Source organism: Sulfurospirillum multivorans DSM 12446 (genome assembly GCF_000568815.1).
Classification (GTDB): Bacteria; Campylobacterota; Campylobacteria; order Campylobacterales; family Sulfurospirillaceae; genus Sulfurospirillum; species Sulfurospirillum multivorans.
The window spans coordinates 1,837,765-1,856,866 of record NZ_CP007201.1; the positions used below are offsets into that span (position 1 = coordinate 1,837,765).

The 19,102-nt window shown below is 40.6% G+C and carries 20 protein-coding genes and 1 pseudogene; 12 read left to right on the forward strand and 9 right to left on the reverse strand.

Annotation, left to right across the window (positions count from 1 at the left end; all coding sequences use genetic code 11):
* Positions 1-34 precede the first annotated feature (34 nt).
* From SMUL_RS09595 to SMUL_RS09625, 7 genes are all read left to right on the forward strand, one after another.
* Complete coding sequence (locus tag SMUL_RS09595; RefSeq protein ID WP_025345055.1) at positions 35-802, forward strand: NAD+ synthase; 768 nt, start codon at positions 35-37, stop codon at positions 800-802.
* A gap of 9 nt (positions 803-811) precedes the next feature.
* On the forward strand, positions 812-1,945 hold the full coding sequence (locus SMUL_RS09600) for a DegT/DnrJ/EryC1/StrS family aminotransferase (RefSeq protein WP_025345056.1): 1,134 nt from the start codon (positions 812-814) through the stop codon (positions 1,943-1,945).
* Positions 1,938-2,876: a tetraacyldisaccharide 4'-kinase gene (locus SMUL_RS09605; protein WP_025345057.1), complete on the forward strand. Its 939-nt coding sequence runs from the start codon at positions 1,938-1,940 to the stop codon at positions 2,874-2,876. The genes SMUL_RS09600 and SMUL_RS09605 overlap by 8 nt, the downstream gene beginning before the upstream one ends.
* Positions 2,877-2,942: 66 nt before the next feature.
* On the forward strand, positions 2,943-3,761 hold the full coding sequence (gene argB, locus SMUL_RS09610; protein ID WP_223809817.1) for an acetylglutamate kinase: 819 nt from the start codon (positions 2,943-2,945) through the stop codon (positions 3,759-3,761).
* Positions 3,762-3,774: 13 nt separating this feature from the next.
* Entirely contained in the window at positions 3,775-5,271 is a 1,497-nt protein-coding gene (gene thrC / locus SMUL_RS09615; protein ID WP_025345059.1) for a threonine synthase, read from the forward strand.
* The gene (kdsB, locus tag SMUL_RS09620) at positions 5,268-5,972 is read left to right on the forward strand and encodes a 3-deoxy-manno-octulosonate cytidylyltransferase (protein WP_025345060.1); all 705 of its coding nucleotides are present in this window, start codon (positions 5,268-5,270) and stop codon (positions 5,970-5,972) included. Before thrC ends, kdsB begins: the two co-directional genes overlap by 4 nt.
* A gap of 29 nt (positions 5,973-6,001) precedes the next feature.
* Positions 6,002-6,532: a hypothetical protein gene (locus tag SMUL_RS09625; RefSeq protein ID WP_025345061.1), complete on the forward strand. Its 531-nt coding sequence runs from the start codon at positions 6,002-6,004 to the stop codon at positions 6,530-6,532.
* 26 nt (positions 6,533-6,558) lie between these two features.
* Here SMUL_RS09625 and SMUL_RS09630 read toward each other — a convergent pair whose 3' ends face one another.
* Together SMUL_RS09630 and dsbD are read right to left on the reverse strand one after the other, a co-directional pair.
* Positions 6,559-6,849, reverse strand: a complete 291-nt coding sequence (locus SMUL_RS09630; protein ID WP_038533272.1) for a hypothetical protein — start codon at positions 6,847-6,849, stop codon at positions 6,559-6,561.
* Positions 6,850-8,589 carry a protein-disulfide reductase DsbD gene (gene dsbD / locus SMUL_RS09635; RefSeq protein ID WP_084613115.1) on the reverse strand — a complete coding sequence of 580 codons (1,740 nt, stop codon included), beginning with the start codon at positions 8,587-8,589 and terminating at the stop codon, positions 6,850-6,852.
* A gap of 160 nt (positions 8,590-8,749) precedes the next feature.
* Here dsbD and ppk2 point away from each other — a divergent pair, with 160 nt between their 5' ends.
* Positions 8,750-9,583 carry a polyphosphate kinase 2 gene (gene ppk2 / locus SMUL_RS09640; protein ID WP_148295330.1) on the forward strand — a complete coding sequence of 278 codons (834 nt, stop codon included), beginning with the start codon at positions 8,750-8,752 and terminating at the stop codon, positions 9,581-9,583.
* A 54-nt stretch (positions 9,584-9,637) separates the two neighbouring features.
* Here the strand turns inward: ppk2 and dnaK are convergent, their stop codons facing one another.
* The 6 genes from dnaK to rpsO all read right to left on the reverse strand — a co-directional run bounded on the left by dnaK (position 9,638) and on the right by rpsO (position 14,103).
* Positions 9,638-11,524 (reverse strand): molecular chaperone DnaK, encoded by a 1,887-nt coding sequence (gene dnaK, locus SMUL_RS09645; protein WP_025345063.1) that lies wholly within the window; start codon positions 11,522-11,524, stop codon positions 9,638-9,640.
* 21 nt (positions 11,525-11,545) lie between these two features.
* Entirely contained in the window at positions 11,546-12,112 is a 567-nt protein-coding gene (gene grpE / locus SMUL_RS09650; protein ID WP_025345064.1) for a nucleotide exchange factor GrpE, read from the reverse strand.
* Positions 12,113-12,115: 3 nt separating this feature from the next.
* Positions 12,116-12,919, reverse strand: coding sequence for an HrcA family transcriptional regulator (locus SMUL_RS09655; protein ID WP_025345065.1), 804 nt, complete (start codon positions 12,917-12,919; stop codon positions 12,116-12,118).
* A gap of 168 nt (positions 12,920-13,087) precedes the next feature.
* On the reverse strand, positions 13,088-13,258 hold the full coding sequence (locus SMUL_RS17255; protein ID WP_169730525.1) for a hypothetical protein: 171 nt from the start codon (positions 13,256-13,258) through the stop codon (positions 13,088-13,090).
* Positions 13,255-13,503, reverse strand: coding sequence for a helix-turn-helix domain-containing protein (locus SMUL_RS09660; RefSeq protein WP_025345066.1), 249 nt, complete (start codon positions 13,501-13,503; stop codon positions 13,255-13,257). The genes SMUL_RS17255 and SMUL_RS09660 overlap by 4 nt, the downstream gene beginning before the upstream one ends.
* Positions 13,504-13,824: 321 nt before the next feature.
* On the reverse strand, positions 13,825-14,103 hold the full coding sequence (rpsO, locus tag SMUL_RS09665) for a 30S ribosomal protein S15 (protein WP_025345067.1): 279 nt from the start codon (positions 14,101-14,103) through the stop codon (positions 13,825-13,827).
* A gap of 240 nt (positions 14,104-14,343) precedes the next feature.
* On the opposite strand from rpsO, the pseudogene SMUL_RS09670 reads away from it, so the two are divergent.
* The 4 genes and pseudogenes from SMUL_RS09670 (at position 14,344) to SMUL_RS09685 (ending at position 18,288) form a co-directional block, all read left to right on the forward strand.
* A pseudogene (locus SMUL_RS09670) lies at positions 14,344-14,747 on the forward strand (RrF2 family transcriptional regulator).
* Positions 14,748-14,756: 9 nt separating this feature from the next.
* Entirely contained in the window at positions 14,757-16,949 is a 2,193-nt protein-coding gene (gene flhA, locus SMUL_RS09675; RefSeq protein ID WP_025345068.1) for a flagellar biosynthesis protein FlhA, read from the forward strand.
* Positions 16,950-16,990: 41 nt separating this feature from the next.
* Complete coding sequence (locus tag SMUL_RS09680) at positions 16,991-18,016, forward strand: DHH family phosphoesterase (RefSeq protein WP_025345069.1); 1,026 nt, start codon at positions 16,991-16,993, stop codon at positions 18,014-18,016.
* A 2-nt stretch (positions 18,017-18,018) separates the two neighbouring features.
* Positions 18,019-18,288, forward strand: a complete 270-nt coding sequence (locus SMUL_RS09685; protein WP_025345070.1) for a hypothetical protein — start codon at positions 18,019-18,021, stop codon at positions 18,286-18,288.
* Between the two features lie 15 nt (positions 18,289-18,303).
* Here SMUL_RS09685 and cmoA read toward each other — a convergent pair whose 3' ends face one another.
* On the reverse strand, positions 18,304-19,014 hold the full coding sequence (gene cmoA, locus SMUL_RS09690) for a carboxy-S-adenosyl-L-methionine synthase CmoA (protein WP_025345071.1): 711 nt from the start codon (positions 19,012-19,014) through the stop codon (positions 18,304-18,306).
* Positions 19,015-19,102: the final 88 nt, after the last annotated feature.

A 19,102-nucleotide genomic window follows, 5' to 3' on the forward strand; every position in this document is an offset into this window, starting at 1 on the left:
GAATGTTGCTCAAATTGCTTATAAGGTTACCATGATGAACAAATACCAAACCATTGAAAATTTTTTAATTAAGTTCCTTCAAGATGAGGTGCAAAAAGCTGGTTTTTCTAAAGTGGTTTTGGGTATCAGCGGCGGCGTAGATTCGGCTGTTGTTGCTATTCTTGCCCATAAAGCTTTTCAGGATAATTTATTAGGAATCATGCTTCCTGCGTCGACTTCAAGTCGTGCAAGTTTAGAGCATGCGAGCGAGCTTTGCCAAAAATTTGGCATCAAGGTCGAGAAAATTCCTGTTGGTCCCCTCGTAGATACCTACTTTCACGATAAAAAAGATGCTTCAAAACTTCGCATTGGTAATTTTAGTGCACGCATGCGTATGTCGGTTCTTTATGATATTTCAGCACGTGAAAATGCGCTTGTATTAGGTACGGGCAATAAAAGTGAAATTTTGCTCGGATACGGCACCATTTTTGGCGATCTAGCGTGTGCGATCAACCCTATTGGCGGACTCTATAAAACCGAAATTTTTGAATTTGCAGCCTATCTTGGTGTTCCAAGTTCTATCCTCACCAAAGCACCTTCCGCAGATCTTTGGGAAGAGCAAAGTGATGAGGGCGAGTTCGGATTTAGTTATGCCCAGATTGATAAAGTGCTGTACGCACACATTGAAGAGGGAAAAGACAAAAAAGCCCTCCTTGCCTCTGGTTTTGAGAAAGAGCTTGTTGAAATGGCACTAGAGCGCATCGCAAGTAATCTTTTTAAAGGAAAACTTCCAACCATTGCTGATTTGACAGCGGTAAAATAAAGGATAAACATGAGAGAAATACCGTTTTATAAACCATTTATCGATCAACGTGAAAAGAGCCTCATCAATGAAGTTTTAGATTTAGAAAAAGCGAACAAAGTTGAAACACTTGAAAAAGAGTTTATAAAATACACAGGATGCGGTGACGCTATCTCCACCGTAAACGGAACAGCGGCAATGCACCTTGCAATGTGCGCTCTGGATCTTAAACGCGGTGATAAAATCATCTGCTCCGTCAATGCGTTTCCATCCGTTGCCGAGGTTGTGCGCCATTTTGATGCTGAGCCTATCTTTGTAGACATTGACAAAGATGATTTTAACATCGATATTGACCAACTTGAGAGTGTTTTGAAAAACAACAAAGCCAAAAAGCTCAAAGGGGCATTTATCAGCCACATTGCAGGTCAACCTGCGGACATGGCGCGTATTTATGAGTTGGCTAAAATCTACGATATTAAAATTATCGAAGATGCGACAGCCGCACTTGGGGCTACTTACAATGGTAAAAAAATTGGTTCATTGGATGCAGACATCACGGTCTTTCGTTTCAATCCGCAATCTAATAACTCCGTCTCCAGTGCAGGAATGATGACCACCAAAGATCCTGAACTCTCCGAGCGTGCACGCTTACTTCGTAACCACGCACTTGTGGGCGAAGGTTGGGATAAATTTGGTAACCTTGGATATGTGTATGATGTGGTTGATATTGGTCTTAAATACGACCTTAATGAGCTTAATGCAGCTTATGCCATTGGTCAACTGGAAAAAAATGAGAGCTTTATTGAACGTCGAATGGAAATTGCAGACATTTATAACCGCGAACTCGCTTCGTGCCCCCATGTAAGCACTCCGATTAAAAAACGCGATCACGTTTATGCACAGTACATTATCAAAATTGACAAAAACCGAGATAACTTTGCCAAAGAGCTTAAAGAGCGCGGTATTTACACAGGGCTTCATTACATTCCATTGCACCTTTTAAGCTACTACAAACACAAATACACCTTACGTGTCAATGACTTTCCGAAAGCGTTGAGCAATTACCAACAAATTTTATCACTCCCCATCTACTCAAGTCTGAGTGATAAAGATGTGCTTCATATTTGTGAACAGATTAAAGAGATTGCTAAGAACCGTGTTTAACCGCTCACGTTTTGTTCTCTGGGTAGAAGCCTATCTCTTCTACCCTACCTCTTTTTTTCAACGACTTTTATCGTACCTTTTACTCCCACTTAGTGCCGTGTATTGCGCCGTTGTTCTGGGCAAACGCTTCTTCTGCCGTAAACGAAAACTCTTTTTTACCATCCCGATTGTCAGCATTGGCAATCTCACTGTCGGTGGCAATGGCAAAACACCGTTTTGCATAGCTTTGGCTAAAAATCGTAATCGTGTAGCTATTATTCTTCGAGGTTATGGACGAAAATCGCATGGACTTATTTTGGTCTCCGATCACGGTCAAATTATGTGCGATGCAATGGCAAGTGGGGATGAAGCGATGCTGTATGCAAAATCTCTCCCTGACGCGACAGTCATCGTGAGTGAAGACCGTGTCGAGGCGATTCGCTTTGCCAAAAAAAGAGGCGCAAAAATTATCTTTTTAGATGATGGCTTTTCAAAAAGTTATATCTCAAAGATCGACATTCTCCTTAAACCAAATCCTGAGCCACGTAACAGCTTTTGCATACCCAGTGGACCATATCGCGAACCACGGTTTCTTTACAAATTTGCCGATCTGATTGTCTCTGAAGGCAATGACTTTGTGCGCCATGTCGAAGTGTTAAACGCAAGCAAGCGCATGCTTTTAATCACGGCTATCTCCAAACCCAGTCGTTTAGATGCGTACCTTCCAGAGAATGTCATTGGAAAAATTAGCTTTGAAGATCATTACATGTACACTGAAAAAGAGCTTGAGACCTTACTTCTTGAACACAACGCCACAACCATTTTAACCACTCAAAAAGATGCTGTCAAAATGGCAACGTTCGATATTCCGCTCTCCATTCTCAAACTTGAAATCGAAATCTTCCCCGAAACACTCGCAAAAATCAACACACTTTTAGCTCCTAAACGCTAAAATAAAGGATTAACCTTTACGCAAGGATTTGCTGTGCAACATAAAATACACCAAGCACAAATCTTGATGGACGCCCTGCCGTACATTAAACTTTTCAATAAAAAAACCATTGTAATCAAATACGGTGGCGCCGCACAAATCAACCCAGAGCTCAAAGAGCAGTTTGCAAAAGATATTGTTCTGCTCTATCTTGTTGGCATTAAGCCGATCATCGTCCATGGCGGTGGCAAAAAGATCAATGCACTCTTAGACAAACTCGAAGTCAAAAGTACCTTTGTGGATGGCTTACGCGTAACGGATGATCAAGTGATGGAAGTCGTTGAGATGGTGCTTAGTGGAAGCATCAACAAAGAAATCACCACGCTTTTGAATCATCATGGTGCAAAAGCGATTGGGATTACCGGTAAAGATGCCAATTTTATCCACGCAAAACCGATGGACGATGGCAAATACGGACTTGTGGGTGACATCACCAAAATCGATAAAAAAGTGCTCAAACACCTTATTCGTGAAAAATTCATCCCAGTTATTGCCCCCATTGCAGCAGGTGATGATGTAGATCATCCAGGCTATAACATCAACGCAGATCTTGCTGCAAGTAAAATTGCAGTGGCAATGAAAGCCAAAAAAATCATCTTTCTAACAGACACTCCCGGTGTACTGGATAAAGAAGGACATCTCATTTCAAGCCTCGATAAAACAAAAATCAAAGCGCTTAAAAAAGATGGCACCATTAGTGGTGGCATGATCCCAAAACTAGACGCTTGCTTAGAAACCATTCGTGGTGGGGTTGAATGCGCGCACATCATTGATGGAAGAGTGCAACACTCCATTTTACTAGAGCTTTTTACCAAAGATGGTATTGGCACGATCATTAAAGAATAAAGAAGGAAATTGTATGTTTATAGAAACCAGAGGTAATGACGGGCAAAGACCTAATAAAGTTCCCTTTTCATTTGCTATCTTAAATCCAAGCGCAAGCTTTGGCGGACTGTATGTGCCAGAGAATTTACCTAAAATCGACACAACCTTTTTAGAAAAAGCTTCAAAAAAAAGCTACAAAGAGATCACGCTGGACATTTTAAGACTCTTTAACATTGACATTGAAGAAGAAGTCATGCAAAAAGCAGTCGCATTGTATGATACGTTTGATGATGCGAGTGAGCCTACTCCACTGTCTCAAATTGAAGAGGATTTGTTTGTCAACGAGCTCTATCATGGCCCAACACGCGCCTTTAAAGATATGGCATTGCAACCTTTTGGCTACATTCTCTCTCACCTTGCACAAAAGCTCAATGAGCAGTACCTCATTTTGGCGGCAACCAGTGGCGACACAGGGCCTGCCACACTTGATACCTTTGCCAATAAACCTAACATCAAAGTCGTCTGTCTTTACCCTGATGGTGGAACGAGCGATGTACAACGTCTTCAAATGACGACGCAAAAAAGCCCCAATCTAAAAATCATTGGTATTCACGGAAATTTTGACGATGCTCAAAATGCGCTCAAAAGCCTGCTCGCATCTCCTAGCTTTAAAGAAACGCTGAATGCGAAAGAGATTAAACTCAGCGCCGCCAATTCGGTCAATTTTGGACGCATCATTTTCCAAATCATCTACCATATTTATGCCTATGTTGCGTTGCTGAAAAAAGACAAAGTCGAACTTGGCAAGCCTTTTTACACGATCATCCCTAGTGGCAATTTTGGTAACGCTTTAGGAGCGTATTACGCGAAAAAGATGGGTCTTCCGATTGAAAAAATTCTGATCGCTTCTAACATTAACAACATCCTCACCGATCTTATCACGACAGGTGTGTACGATCTTCGCAACCGAAGTCTGCTTCAAACAACCTCCCCTGCGATGGATATTTTAATTTCATCCAATGTCGAGCGTGTTTTGTTTGACAAATTTGGCGCAGCGCGAACCAAAGAGCTGATGGATTCGCTTAAAGAGAATAAATTTTATACGCTAAGCAAAGAAGAGCTTGCACAGCTACAAGAAGATTTTGAAGCCGTTTACTCCGATGACGCCTTTGGAAAAGAGCAAATCAAGCATTACGCCGATCAAGGCTACATCATGGACCCACATACAGCAACGTGTCTTAAAGCCTACAAAGAGCTCAAAGCCAAGCCACTTCCGTGTGTGCTTTGTTCCACCGCAGAATGGACAAAATTTGCACCAACGATGTTCAATGCCATCCAACAAAATAGCGTCAAATACAGCGATAAAGAGGCACTTGAGGGCATCAGCAAAGCGTTACATGTAAAGATTCCAGAGTGCATTAGCACACTGTTTAACGAGCCTGTCATCCACAATAAAATCGTTGAAAAAGAAAGCATCGAAGCGGAGATTTTTGATTTTTTAAACCTTACATGTAAAAAGGAATGCCAGTGATTATTATCCCAGCACGCCTTGCGTCCACGCGTTTTCCTGGTAAAATCTTAGCCGATATTCACGGTCTTCCCATGGTCATTGCCACGGCAAAACGTGTGCAAAATCTGGATGATGTTGCTATCGCAGCCGACACAGAAGAAGTCGTAACACTCGCTCAAAAGCATGGTTTTAAAGCCATTTTAACGTCTCAAAATCATCAAAGTGGGACGGATCGCATCAATGAAGCCGCTTCAAAACTAAGTCTTCCTGAGGATGAGATCATTATCAACGTGCAAGCTGATGAGCCATTCATCGAAGAAGCGGTGGTAAAAAGTGTGATTGAACGCGCCCAAAAGACAGAGGCGATGATCACCAGTGCATGCAAGAAAATTGATCTCTTACATGTAAAAGATCCAAACCTTGTTAAAGTCATTTTAGACACACATGATAATGCCATTTATTTTTCAAGAAGCGCCATTCCGTATGACCGTGAAGGTGGATTTGAGGGCTATTTTGGACACTTAGGCATTTACGCATTTCGCAAAAATGCACTTGAGACGTTTTGTGCCCTTCCCTACGCGCCTATCGAGCATATCGAAAAATTAGAACAGCTACGTGCCATCTACCACGGATATAAAATTGCGATGGTGGAAGTGCAAAGTCAAAGTTTTGGCATCGACACGCCTGAGGATTTAGAACGAGCCCTCGCTTTTTTTAGTTAAATTTAACCCATTTTATTTCAAGGAAACCTATGCAAAATACCCTTTCGGACGAATCACAAAAAAGTTTAAATGCGCTGATGGTGAGATGGTTTATCATCGCGGCAAGCTTGGTGGTATATCTTTTTATCGGTTACATGCTTGTCGTAACGCAAACCTACACATCACCCTATACCGTAGAAATTTTACAAACCACTCTCTTTAGTGGTATGAGCATTCATGCAGCACTTTATCTCTTTGCAGCGATTATCTTTGTAGGTGGCGATGTTCACGCTAAATCTTCCTATAAAAAACTGCTTCAAGCCGCAAGCGAGCAAAAATTTAAAAATAAAGACGATGAATTTAATTTCTATAGAATACGCTATGCGTCCATTATGTTCGTACATATCGCTATTTTTAATGTTATAGCGATTTTAGGCGTCATTGTATTTTTGGTAACATTGGATTTTGCAACATTGATGAATCTTACTATTGTCTCATTATTGGGATTCGTACTGATGTTTCCCCATAAAGCAAAATTTGAATTTCAAACTGAGAAGAGTTGCCCTCTTAAGAAGAAATAACAGAAAAAGGGTTCAACCCCTTTTTCTTAAAGCGTAACCTGCTCGAACGTATCGTTTTCGTGATTGAAAAGATAGGCTTCCATCTCGTTTTCACCCACTTGAAACATGATCTTACATGTAAGAAATCCTGACTTTTTAAGCCCTTTTTCGACCACTTCCAAGATAAACGCCCGTGTACTAAACAGATGCGTTGTTGTATTGCCCTCGTACGCAAACACTTCACCCTCAATCGGTGTAAATCCCTCTTTTTTAAGATGCTTTTCAAACACCCCTTTTTCATTCAAACCTTCTACATCAACAATCAGTATAACCTTCATTTACATCCCTACTTTTTCTAAATGCGCCAAAAATTCATCGGCATTTTTAAATCCCGCTAAACGAAGTTCACTTACCTCTTTGCCCTCTTTAAAAAACAAAATGGCAGGAGGTCCGTAAATCGTAAAGGCTTTTTGCAGTGCTTTATCGTCATCGCTATTTTTGGTCACATCCGCTTTTAAAAGCGTGAATTTTTCAAGCTTTGCTTTGACCCGAGCATCGCTAAAGGTAAACTGCTCAAACTCAACACAGTTCACGCACCAGTCTGCATAAAAGTCCAACATCACAGGTTTTTCGGCATTTTTTAACGCAAGATTGAGCTCTTCAATCGTTTTTATCTTTGTAAACAGTGTCGAAGAAGTGGAGGCGCTAACACCCTCTTTTGCCGTAAACTTCTCAAAAGGCGCTAATGGATTGGTAGCACCGCTTAAAAAGCCAACCAAAAGTGCCACACCATACACAAGCGCCATAAACAAAATGCTTTTGAGCACTTTTTGCCACCCTTTGGTCTGCTCGCTAAAAGACTCCAACGCACCAAAATAGATCGAACTACTGATGATCAGCACTGCCCACAAAGACATACTCACAAAAGAAGGAATGATGCGTGAGAGCATCCAAATGGCAACGCCAAGAAGCATCACACCAAAAAAAGCGGTAATATTTTGCATCCACATACCAGGACGAGGCATATAACGCCCCGCCGTTGTGCCAATGAGCAGAAGTGGAACGCCCATACCCAAACTCATCACAAACAGTGCGCTTCCACCCAAAAGAGCATCGCCACTTTGTCCGATGTAAATGAGCGCACCTGCAAGCGGAGCTGCGACACAAGGTCCTACGATCAATGCCGATAAAAAGCCCATCACCGCAATGCCAAAAACACCTTGGGCTTGCGCTTCGCCTGTTTTTTTATTGATTCTATTTTGAATGAAGCTTGGCATCTTAAGCTCATAAAACCCAAACATCGAAAGCGCTAAAAGCACAAAGATGGCACTAAAAACACCAATGATCCAAGGATTTTGCATCGAAGCTTGAAGGTTTGCACCAAAAAGTGCCGCTAGAACCCCTGCTATCGTATACGCCAACGACATCGCAAGCACATACACTAAGGAGAGCCAAAATCCTTTTTTGGCATTCATTGAGACGCTCGGTTGTGAGACGATGATGGAAGACAAAATGGGGATCATTGGAAAAACACATGGTGTTAAAGAGAGCAAAAGTCCAAATCCAAAGAAACTGAGCAGTACTAGCGCACTATTACCACTCATAAAACTTTGCGCAATCGTATCTTGTTCGGAAAGTGGCGTAGCGCTGCCCCCTTTGAGTTTAAACGTAAACTCTTTAGTCATGGGCTGATAGCAAATGCCCATCTCAGAACAGCCTTGATACGAAAAACGGAGCGTAAAACTACCTTTTTTGACCTCATTGTCGAGTAAACTTTGAGGCACAAAAAGCTCAAAAGATTTACGTTGCGTTAGGGTATCGTGAAAATACTCTGCTTTGGGGCGTTCGACCCATTGTGTCATATCAAGCGTTTTAGGTTGAGTCAGCTCTAAGCTAATTTTGTCATCGTAAAGATAAATTTTCTCACCCAACGTAACATTGATCATAACACCTTGGTTACTGTGGGTTGCGGTGACATTAAAAGCCTCTTCCGGCGTTAAGAGTTTGGGCTTTTCAACAGCAAAAAGTGTGACCACGAGGAGAAAAAATAGAGAGAAAAAGCGTATCGTATGTTGCACAAAATCACCTTTGGTAAAATTTTTCTTTATTGTAGCGAAGAAGACTAAATGTTTTTTAAATTACAACGATTTTTGGAGTATTATACTTTTACATGTAAAACAGGAGCGGGCAGTGGGCAAAAAGAAAAAAGAGAAGATTGTCTTACAAAATGAGGAGCTTGTGGTTTCAAAAGAGAAAAACGACAAAGTACAAATTTGGGTTAAAAAAAGTGAACTAAAGTATGAAAAAGAGCTTAAGAATCTTCAAATTGAGCTGCTAAAATTTCAAAACCATGTGAAAGATAAAGGGCTAAAGGTGCTCATTCTTATCGAAGGGCGTGACGCTGCGGGTAAAGGTGGAACCATCAAACGTATTACAGAGCATCTCAATCCAAGGGGTGCGCGCATTGTAGCCCTTTCCAAACCCTCTGACACCGAACGCTCTCAGTGGTATTTTCAACGCTATACGGCACATTTACCTTCCGCTGGAGAGATCGTTCTTTTTGATCGTTCATGGTATAACCGAGCGGGTGTTGAGCCTGTGATGGGCTTTTGCAGTCAAGAAGAACATAAAGAATTTCTACGAGAAGTGCCTAAATTTGAAACCATGTTGGTCAATTCTGACATTATACTTTTTAAATTTTACTTTTCTGTGGGCAAAGAGGAACAAGCCAAACGATTTCATGAGCGTAAAACTGACCCACTCAAACAGTTCAAACTCTCTCCCGTGGATGAAAAATCACAAGAGTTGTGGGACCAATACACTGTAGCAAAATACTCGATGCTCTTAGCCTCCAATAACCCTCGCGCTCCATGGACTATCGTCCTCTCAGACGATAAAAAAAGAGCACGCCTCAATACAATTAAATACATCTTAAAAAATGTTGAGTACCCTGAGAAAATCAAGAAAAAACACCTTCAGATGGATGAGGACATTATTCGTACCGCAAAACAGGAGATTGAAATTATGGAGAAGAGCTTACCGAGTGAAAATCTTTCACACCTAAACGGATAAACGTTACATGTAAGAAGGTGACCTAGCCCAAGCGGCTAGGTCATTAAGCGTTTTTTACTCTACTTCAGCATCGATGACATCGTCATCTTTTTTAGCTTTTGGTTTTTCACCACCAGCAGCACCCGCTTCACCTTGATCTTTTTTGTACATTGCTTCCGCGAGTTTATGACTTGCTTCACTCAAAGATTTGACTTTCGCATCAATCTCTTCTTTGCTTGCACTCTCATTGGTAAGCACTTCTTTAAGCGCTTTAAGCTCTGCTTCGATTTTTGCTTTTTCTTCAGCGCTAATCGCATCACCCATTTCACCTAACGATTTTTCTGTTTGGTGAGCAAGCGCATCGGCTTGATTTCTAGCATCTACAGCATCTTTTCGTTTTTTGTCTTCTTCTTTGTGAAGCTCAGCATCTTTCACCATTTTCTCGATTTCAGCATCATCTAGTCCTGAACTACCAGAGATTTTGATCTCTTGAACTTTACCTGTTGCTTTGTCTTTAGCCGAAACCGTCAAGATACCATTTGCATCGATGTCAAATGCAACTTCAATTTGTGGAACACCACGAGGTGCTGGTGGAATACTCTCAAGATTGAACTGTCCTAGTGATTTATTATCTCTAGCAAACTCACGCTCACCTTGAAGGGCATGAATCGTAACGGCAGGTTGGTTATCTTCCGCAGTTGAGAAAACTTGAGATTTTTTAACAGGGATCGTTGTGCCTTTCTCAATAAGCTTAGTCATAACGCCACCCAAAGTCTCGATACCAAGGCTTAGAGGCGTAACGTCTAGAAGAAGAATGTCTTTTACGTCACCCTTGATAACCGCGCCTTGAATCGCAGCACCAATCGCTACAACTTCATCAGGGTTCACAGATTTGTTAAGCTCTTTCTCGAAAAACTCTTTTACTTTTTGTTGAACTAAAGGAACACGCGTTGATCCACCAACCATTACGATCTCTTTGATTTCGCCTTTTTTAAGGTCAGAATCATTCACAACTTCTTTGATTTTTTTAATCGTAAGAGCGACTAAATCTTCGATCATTGACTCAAATTTTGCACGTGTGAGTTTTTTAACCAAGTGTTTTGGACCCGTTGCATCCGCAGTGATAAACGGTAAGTTTACCTCTGTCTCATTCGAAGAAGAGAGCTCTTTTTTCGCATTTTCAGCCGCTTCTTTAAGTCTTTGAAGTGCCATAACATCTGATTTAAGATCGATGCCATTGTCATTTTTAAACTCTGCAACCAACCAGTCGATCAGTCTGTTATCGAAATCATCACCACCTAAGAAAGCGTCGCCACCGGTTGCTAAAACTTCAACAACATTATCACCTGTCTCAAGAACGGTAACGTCAAATGTTCCACCACCCAAGTCGTAAACAACGATTTTTTCAGCCTCTTTTTTATCTAGACCATAAGACAAAGCCGCGGCTGTTGGCTCGTTGATAATACGAAGAACGTTTAAGCCCGCGATCGTACCAGCTTCTTTGGTCGCTTTTCTTTGGCTATCGTTAAAGTATGCAGGCACGGTAATAACTGCATCTGTTACCTCTTCACCAAGATACGCTTCCGCATCTTCTTTAAGTTTCATCAACACTTTTGCGCTGATCTCTTGTGGCGTATAGACTTTACCATCAATTTCAATCGCGCAGGCACCATTTCTATCAACAACCGCATACGGAAGACGTTTTTTAGCTTCGTTTGCTTTGTCTTCGTTGCTCATAAGACCCATAATTCTTTTAATAGAATAGATGGTTCTTTTTGGGTTGGTAACCGCTTGACGTTTCGCCGTATCACCGACTAAAACCTCTTCTTTATCGGTAAATGCAACGACAGAAGGTGTTGTATTTTTACCCTCTTTATTTGGTATAACTTTGCTCTCACCGCGCTCGTATACAGAGACACATGAATTTGTCGTTCCTAGATCAATTCCTATAACTTTTCCCATTTTTTATCCTTTTACTTTAATTTATTTTACGATACTGACCATTGCTGGTCTTAAAATGCGCTCTTTGATTTTGTAGCCCTTTTGAAAAACCTGCAAAATCTCACCACTATTTTTCTCTTCACTCTCTAATTGCATAATGGCTTCATGGAAGTTTGGATCAAATGTTCCATCAATTGCAACTAATTCAACACCATGTTTTTCAAAAGCTTTTCTAAACTGCTCAATAGTTAACCCTAAACCCTCTTTGACCTTACCAAGAAGCTCACCACTTTCAATCTCCGTGTTACTTCCTGCAAGAATTGCCATCTCCAAAGAGTCAATGACAGGTAAAAGATCGCGTGCAAAGACTTCGTGCGCATAAGAAATCGCTTGCATTTTCTCTTTTTCCAAACGTCGTTTCATATTGTCAAAATCAGCGTTGGCTCGTAAATACCGATCTTCAAGTTCCGCCACTTTGGATTGGAGCTCTTCAAGTTCACTTTTTTGCTCGCACTCACACACGAGCTCTTCATCATTTTCAGAACACTCAGGAACTATCTCTGCAGAAACATCAGAGACACTCTGTTCCTCTTTTAGTTTTTCATCCACATTTTACTCCTTAACTTGATTAAAAAAGTCTTCAAAATCACTCTCGATGCGACCAAAACAGAAAAGATCTACCGTTGTGTCTTCATCTTTAAGCTGAGCTTTTTGTTTGATTGCCATGCATCCTTGCGGAACAAAACCATCAAAGTAGAGTCCATCTAACATAGATTCTACAAAATGAAGCGTTTGAAACCGTTGGATAAACGCCTCATTTTGGAGCTCGTGTGCAATGGAATACATCTCTTTCTCGCCTTCTCTTAAAATCGGTGCTTGCGAGAAAATGGCGGAGAGTTTTTCGTGCAACTCATACAACCCAACTTGCGCTGAAATGTCTTTGAGTTCACGCATTTGGCACCCAACAAGGCGTTGTAAAAATTGCTCCACTTTGGCATTAAATTTTAAAACGACCTCGTGCTCATCAAACACTAAAATCAAAAAGCGATTTTGCACCGTTACCAACTCTTTAAAAGGGGTATTGGCTGTTTTTTCAACAATGCAAAAAAGGTTGTGTTCATGGGTCGAGCGTTTGATTTTATCGATATTTTTGATCGCTAAAGGCTGTGTGAGGTCGAGTTTTTCTTGCCAATAGCCCATCAACGCTTGGTGCGTTGGAACCCGTCCACCGCTTACATGCAACTGCTCAAGTGAGCCTACATCCGAGAGCTTTTTAAAGTAAATGCGTATGGTCGATGGCGATATACCAAGGGTCATCTTCATCTGTAATTCGGAGGAGCCGATAGGCATTCGTGATTTCAGATAAGTTTGGATGATGGCATCTAAAATCAACTCTTGCTTCGAAGGTTTTTTCATTTTTAGCACTCTTCATGTTTAATTGCTTGGAAAATTATACAACATTGAGTGTAATGTTGTCAAGTAATGGGCAAAAAGAGAATACGTGCAAGTTTACATGTAAAGAAAAAGGTGATATAACAGGGCATAGGAGTAGTGCTTTAGAAGAAGGAAAAGAGGAAAGAACGATTAGCGAATAGGATGTTTGAGTCGTTTTCTATTGCGCATAATAAGGAGTTTTAAAAAGTGTTTGATCTCACCTTTACTCTCTTTGAGCTTGGAAAAGAAGGTCTCTTTTTCCGTAATGGCAGTAAAGATGTCATTTAAAGCTTGTCTTTCATTTTGGGACAACGTACTCATTTTTCATCCTTTAGTTCATGTGATATGCGTTGAATCAGACGAAGAGCATCGCCTTCATCTAACTCTCCAAGCATTTTAAAAATAGCGGATGCGGCTTGTGGCTGAGAATTACCAAGTTTCCAGTCTTGATACGTTCGCATCGATACACCCAATTTATCTGCCATCTCACGCTGAGAAATCTTCTTGCCTAAAAATTTAGACTCAACAGCATTATGAAGGAGATTAAAAATATCGTTTGTTTTCATGTATAGGATTCTAGCTAAGGCTGGTTTAATTATACATAAATACGATGTTTTTATAAGTTATTATATCTAAAAAATAACGTTTTACTACGTTTTTAACACATTATTTTGTTAAAAACTACTTTTATTTAAGTATTTTACTCATTTAGTGTTTATATTTATACGGTTTTTCGTATAAATATAAAAAACAGAAAAGAATGACTGTGAAAGTAATGTATGAAAAAGGAGAAGCTAAAGATATTTATATGTAAAAGAAAAAAGGGGATGAAAGGAAGAGAAAAAGAGGTGTAGGACGGAATTTCCATCCTACATGTAAAGCACTGACTATTTTTTATTATCTCTAATAGAAAGCTCTTTGATGATTTTGCTGTAAGTCACAAAATCTGTACGTTTAAGATATTTCATCAATCGTTTACGTTGACCAACGAGTTTAAGAAGTCCTAATCTTGAAGAGTGATCTTTTTTATTACTCTGAAGATGTCCTGTTAAATCAACAATTCTTTTAGAAAGAAGCGCGATTTGTACCTCTGGAGAACCTGTGTCTCCCTCTTTTCTGCCAAACTGACTAACAATTACTTGTTTTTCCGCCGAACCTAAAGCCATAATGACCTCCTGATTGGTATTTGATTTTTTGCTTTTATACAAAAGCTTGGAATTGTAGCTAAAAAAAGTAAAATTGTCTATCTCTACGTTCAGCCGTATCGTTTATCTTTGCAAAGAGCCTCTTAGCGCAACTTCAAGTCTCTCCAGCCTTTAGGAATTATCTTCGTAATTAAAGCTAAATATAACGTTTATTTAGTACAATATTTCTCTTATTTAACCTAGAATATTTGAGGAAAACTCATGCTATTAACCAAAGCCAGTGAATATGCATTGCTATCATTAATTCTTATTTCTCAAAAAATACCCCACAAGATGTCGATACACTCTCCAGCCAACTCGGTATTTCGAAAAGCTTTTTAGCCAAAATCCTTCAAGCGTTAGCCAAAGAGAACATTTTAAGCTCTTTTAAGGGGGCTCATGGCGGTTTTCTACTATCAAAAAAACCCGAAGAACTTACGTTGAAAATGATCGTAGAGTGTGCTGAGAAAAAGCAAACGATGGTTTTTGAATGCTCACCTTCGACCCAAAAATGCCCCAGTGGCAAGGGAACATATTGTCGTGTTTGGCCTATTCTCAATAAGCTTCAAACAAAAATTGATCTATTTTTAGATACTATGACACTTAAAGATATTATTGAAATTTAAGGGTGTTGATTGGCTAAAAATCAAAATGCGCTTCTATCAAGGATCATTCCTTATTTAGAGCCTATTGTCAAAGCAAAAGATCTTACAGTTGTTGTTTTTATCGTCTCTATTTTGGCGATTATTATCGTTCCACTTCCCAGTGCTATACTCGATTTTTTCTTGGTTATTTCGCTCTCTATTTCAGTTTTGATCATTCTGATTTCGCTTTATATCCCAAAGCCCACGGATCTTTCAACGTTTCCGACACTTATTTTGATCATCACACTCTTTAGGCTCTCACTGAATATTGCGACCACGAGGATGATTTTGACCAACGGGCATTTAGGACCTGATGCAGTCAGTGAAATTGTCTCTAGTTTTGGACAATTTGTTGTCGGCGGCAATTATGTTATCGGTGTTGTTGTCTTTACGATTCTCGTCTTAATTAACTTTATGGTTATTACCAAAGGTTCCACGAGGGTAGCAGAGGTTGCAGCACGTTTTACACTCGATGCGATGCCGGGTAAACAGATGGCAATTGACGCCGATCTTAATGCAGGTTTGATTGATGAAAAAACCGCGCGTAAACGTCGTGAAGAGATCATTCAAGAAGCAAACTTTTACGGTGCGATGGACGGTTCGAGTAAGTTTGTTAAGGGTGATGCCGTTGCTGGTATCATCATCACGATTATTAACATTATTGGTGGTTTTCTTATTGGTGCATTCCAACACGGGCTTGATCTTGGAATGAGCGCTGAAACCTATACTATTTTGACCATTGGTGATGGTTTGGTTTCGCAACTTCCTGCCTTGATTACGTCTACAGCAACAGGTATTTTGATTACGCGTGCCAATAAAGCAGATGATGTGAGTTTCTCTGATGGTGCGATGGATCAACTCTTTGGTGAGCATAAAACCCTGCTCATCGTAGGCTTCATTTTGGTTCTTTTTGCGCTGGTTCCAGGACTTCCCACACTCTCATTAATGTTTGTTGGACTCATTTTCCTAGGGCTTGGATACCTTGTTAAACAGACCAATGATGGCAGTTTTTCCTTCCAAAAGTTCTTTGCCTCAACCCCTCTTGCGATGCAAAAAGCCAAACAAGAAGCGGACACTAAAGCACAAGGTGCTCAAGCGCCTAAAAAGACGCCTGAAGAGCTACGTAAAGAAGAAGAAACGACCCTTAATGACATTCTTAAACTCGAAATTTTGGAACTTGATTTGGGCTACCAACTCATCAAACTTGCCGATCCTGCACAAGGGGGAGACCTTTTGGATAGGGTTAAGAGCATGCGTCGTAAAATTGCGTCTGATTTTGGTTATTTGATTCCACAAGTGAGGATTCGTGATAATTTACACCTTACGCCCAATCATTACCAACTCTTGCTTAAAGGCATTGAGATCGGCAATGGCGAGATTTATCCTGATAAATTTATGGCGATGGACAGTGGACTTACCATCGATAAAGTCCAAGGTATTCCTACCAAAGAGCCTGCGTTTGGGCTTGATGCCATTTGGATTGAGGCGAGTGCCAAAGAAGATGCGATTATTAAAGGTTACACAACGGTTGATCCAGCCACAGTAATTTCAACGCACCTAAGTGAACTCATTAAAAAATACGCCGAAGAGCTTCTCACACGCCAAGAGGTTCAAAGCCTGATTGATAAACTCCAAAAAGATTATCCTGTCGTGGTGACCGATTGTCTCAAAGTTGCCAATGTGGGGCTCATTCAAAAAGTCCTTAAAGCATTGCTTCGTGAGAAAATTCCGATTAAAGACCTTCTCACCATTGTTGAGACGATCAGCGATGTGGCCGAAGTGACCAAAAATGTCTCGATTATTGTGGAGCAGGTACGGGCCAAACTTTCACGTGTTATTACCAAGCAGTATAAAGACGACAACGGTGTCCTAAAGCTTCTGACCTTTAATGCAGGAACCGAACAAAAGCTTTTAGATTCACTCAGAGAACGCGATGGCGTGCGTGATTTGGTGCTCAACATCGGGCAAATTAACACGCTTGTTAAAGCCAGCAGCGATGAAGCATCCAAACTTCTTCACAAGGGCATTGCACCGGTTGTCATCATCGTTGATCCACTTTTACGCAAACCGCTCTCAGATATTTTTGAGAAATTTGGACTCGACATCGTGGTACTCTCTCACGCAGAGATCGATTCAAGCTCCAAATTTGAAGTGATGGGCTCTATAGAGATTGAAAAACTCTAAGCTCATCTTATAAACTAAACCATTCAGCATTAAGGATTTTTATGAACTACACGTTACACCACCTCTCACACACGGATTTAGATGGCTATAGCTGCCAGATGGTGAGTGCGCACTATTTTGATTCGATCCGATTTTATAACTCCAATTACGGCAAAGAGATCAACGAGTGTTTCAACCAAATTTTAGCCACGATTCAAAGCTCAGAGCTTCAAAAACATGTCATTCTTATCACCGATTTAAACCTTACGATGGATCAAGCCAAAGAGTTTGAATCCAAAGTGAGCATTTGCGACAAAGAGATTATGATGTTTGTACTCGACCATCACAAAACAGGTCAAGAGTGCGCGGATGCTTTTGAGTGGTATTATCTTGATTCAAGCCGTTGTGCTACCAAAATTACGTATGACTTCTTCAGCGCCTTGTATGGTAAAGATGAAAAACTAAGTCATTATGTAGACGTCGTCAATGCCGTCGATATTTGGCTTGAGGATAAACCTGAGTTTGAATTAGGAAAAGTCTGTATGGGGCTTGTCAGTGGCGCTAGAGAGGTCAATAAGATCATGTTCCCTGAAGAGAACAGCAAATACATTTTTGCCCTGCTTAATAAAGCACAAGAGTACTTTACATGTAAAGAGGCACATATCGCTTTAGACGATGCAATACACGGAATTAAAAAGTCATTTTTCACAACCAGCAAAAACGATACACTGAGCAATCTCGTCTCCGCTTATAATGTTATTTTATTGACCCAAAATAGAGACAAAATGCAGATTAGCTACAAAGAGTACAAGGGCATTCTCACCTATAACATCGGTAATGTATCGGTCATTGGCAATGACTTTTTAACGGCAAATCCCGATTTGGACTTCTTTATGGACATCACCTCGAAAAAGACTATCAGCCTGCGTTCCAACGGCAAAGTCGATGTCAGCAAGATGGCAGCACACATTGCCAATGGTGGCGGTCATCACAATGCAAGCGGTGGACTTCTCAGCAATTTCAAAGATGCTTTTATCTATGATACTATCAAATCACAAGTGATGAGCATCATCACCAATAAAGGATAATCATGGAAGCCAAGGACCTTAAAAAAGAGTTAGAGCGAGCCGAGATTGAAGTCGAAGAGATGGCGATGCAGTTGGCTGACATGTTAGGCGCTGCCCTCTTCTTCGCAGGCGTTCAAAAAGAAGATCTGCCTAAGGCAATCGATCTTTACCTAAAAGGGCTTGATGAAGTCTTTGAAGACGAAGATGAAGACAGCGAGATGGGCTTTGAAGAGGTCATTGAAGTCATTGAATACATCCGCAACAAAAACCCTAAACTTTTCCATAAAGCCTAAGTGTAGAGAATCTCTCTACACCTTTTTTTTAGCGATAAATGTCGCGAAATTTCCCCATTTAAAAATAACTTCGATCGTCTCAAACCCTGCATTTTTCAGCATTGCTTTGTTCTCATCTTCGGTGTAAGGAATCAAAACATTCTCTAACGCTTCTCTTTTTTGCGCGATTTCAAAGTCACTGTAGCCTTGTTCACGTTTAAAATCATAGTAGAGATCGATCATCTCTTTATTAAGAACCTTATCTTCAAACACAATCTTCTCACTAAAAATAAAAAGACCATTCGGATTGAGCGCATCATACAGCTTAGCAACAAATTCAGCACGTTGCAGAGGGCGAATGAATTGGAGCATGTAGTTGGCAATAATGACATCTTTACATGTAAGCTCTACCTGGGTGATATCTGCGTGTTCTAGATCTATATTTGCTCCATACGCATGCACCTTTTGGCGGGCAAGATGCAACATCGCTTCCGCATTATCGATGCCTAAGAGGTGATAGCTTTTATCGCTTTTTTTATGCAAAGCCAGCAGTGTATTGGCAGTTGAACACCCAAGGTCAACAATGTGTGCGCCCTCTTTTACATGATGACAAATCGTTTTACATGTAAGCGCAATGACCTCTTTGTAAAAAGGGATGGAGCGCTCTAACATGTCGTCAAAAACGACCGCGACATCCTCGTCAAACTCAAATTGCTTGGTAATTGGTTTTGTAAATACTTTATCCATTAAAATATGCTTCCATTCCTTAGAGTTTTTCAGAACTCCTTGCACGTCTTTAAAGCAAAGCTCTAAAGACTACGTTAACACTGCGTTT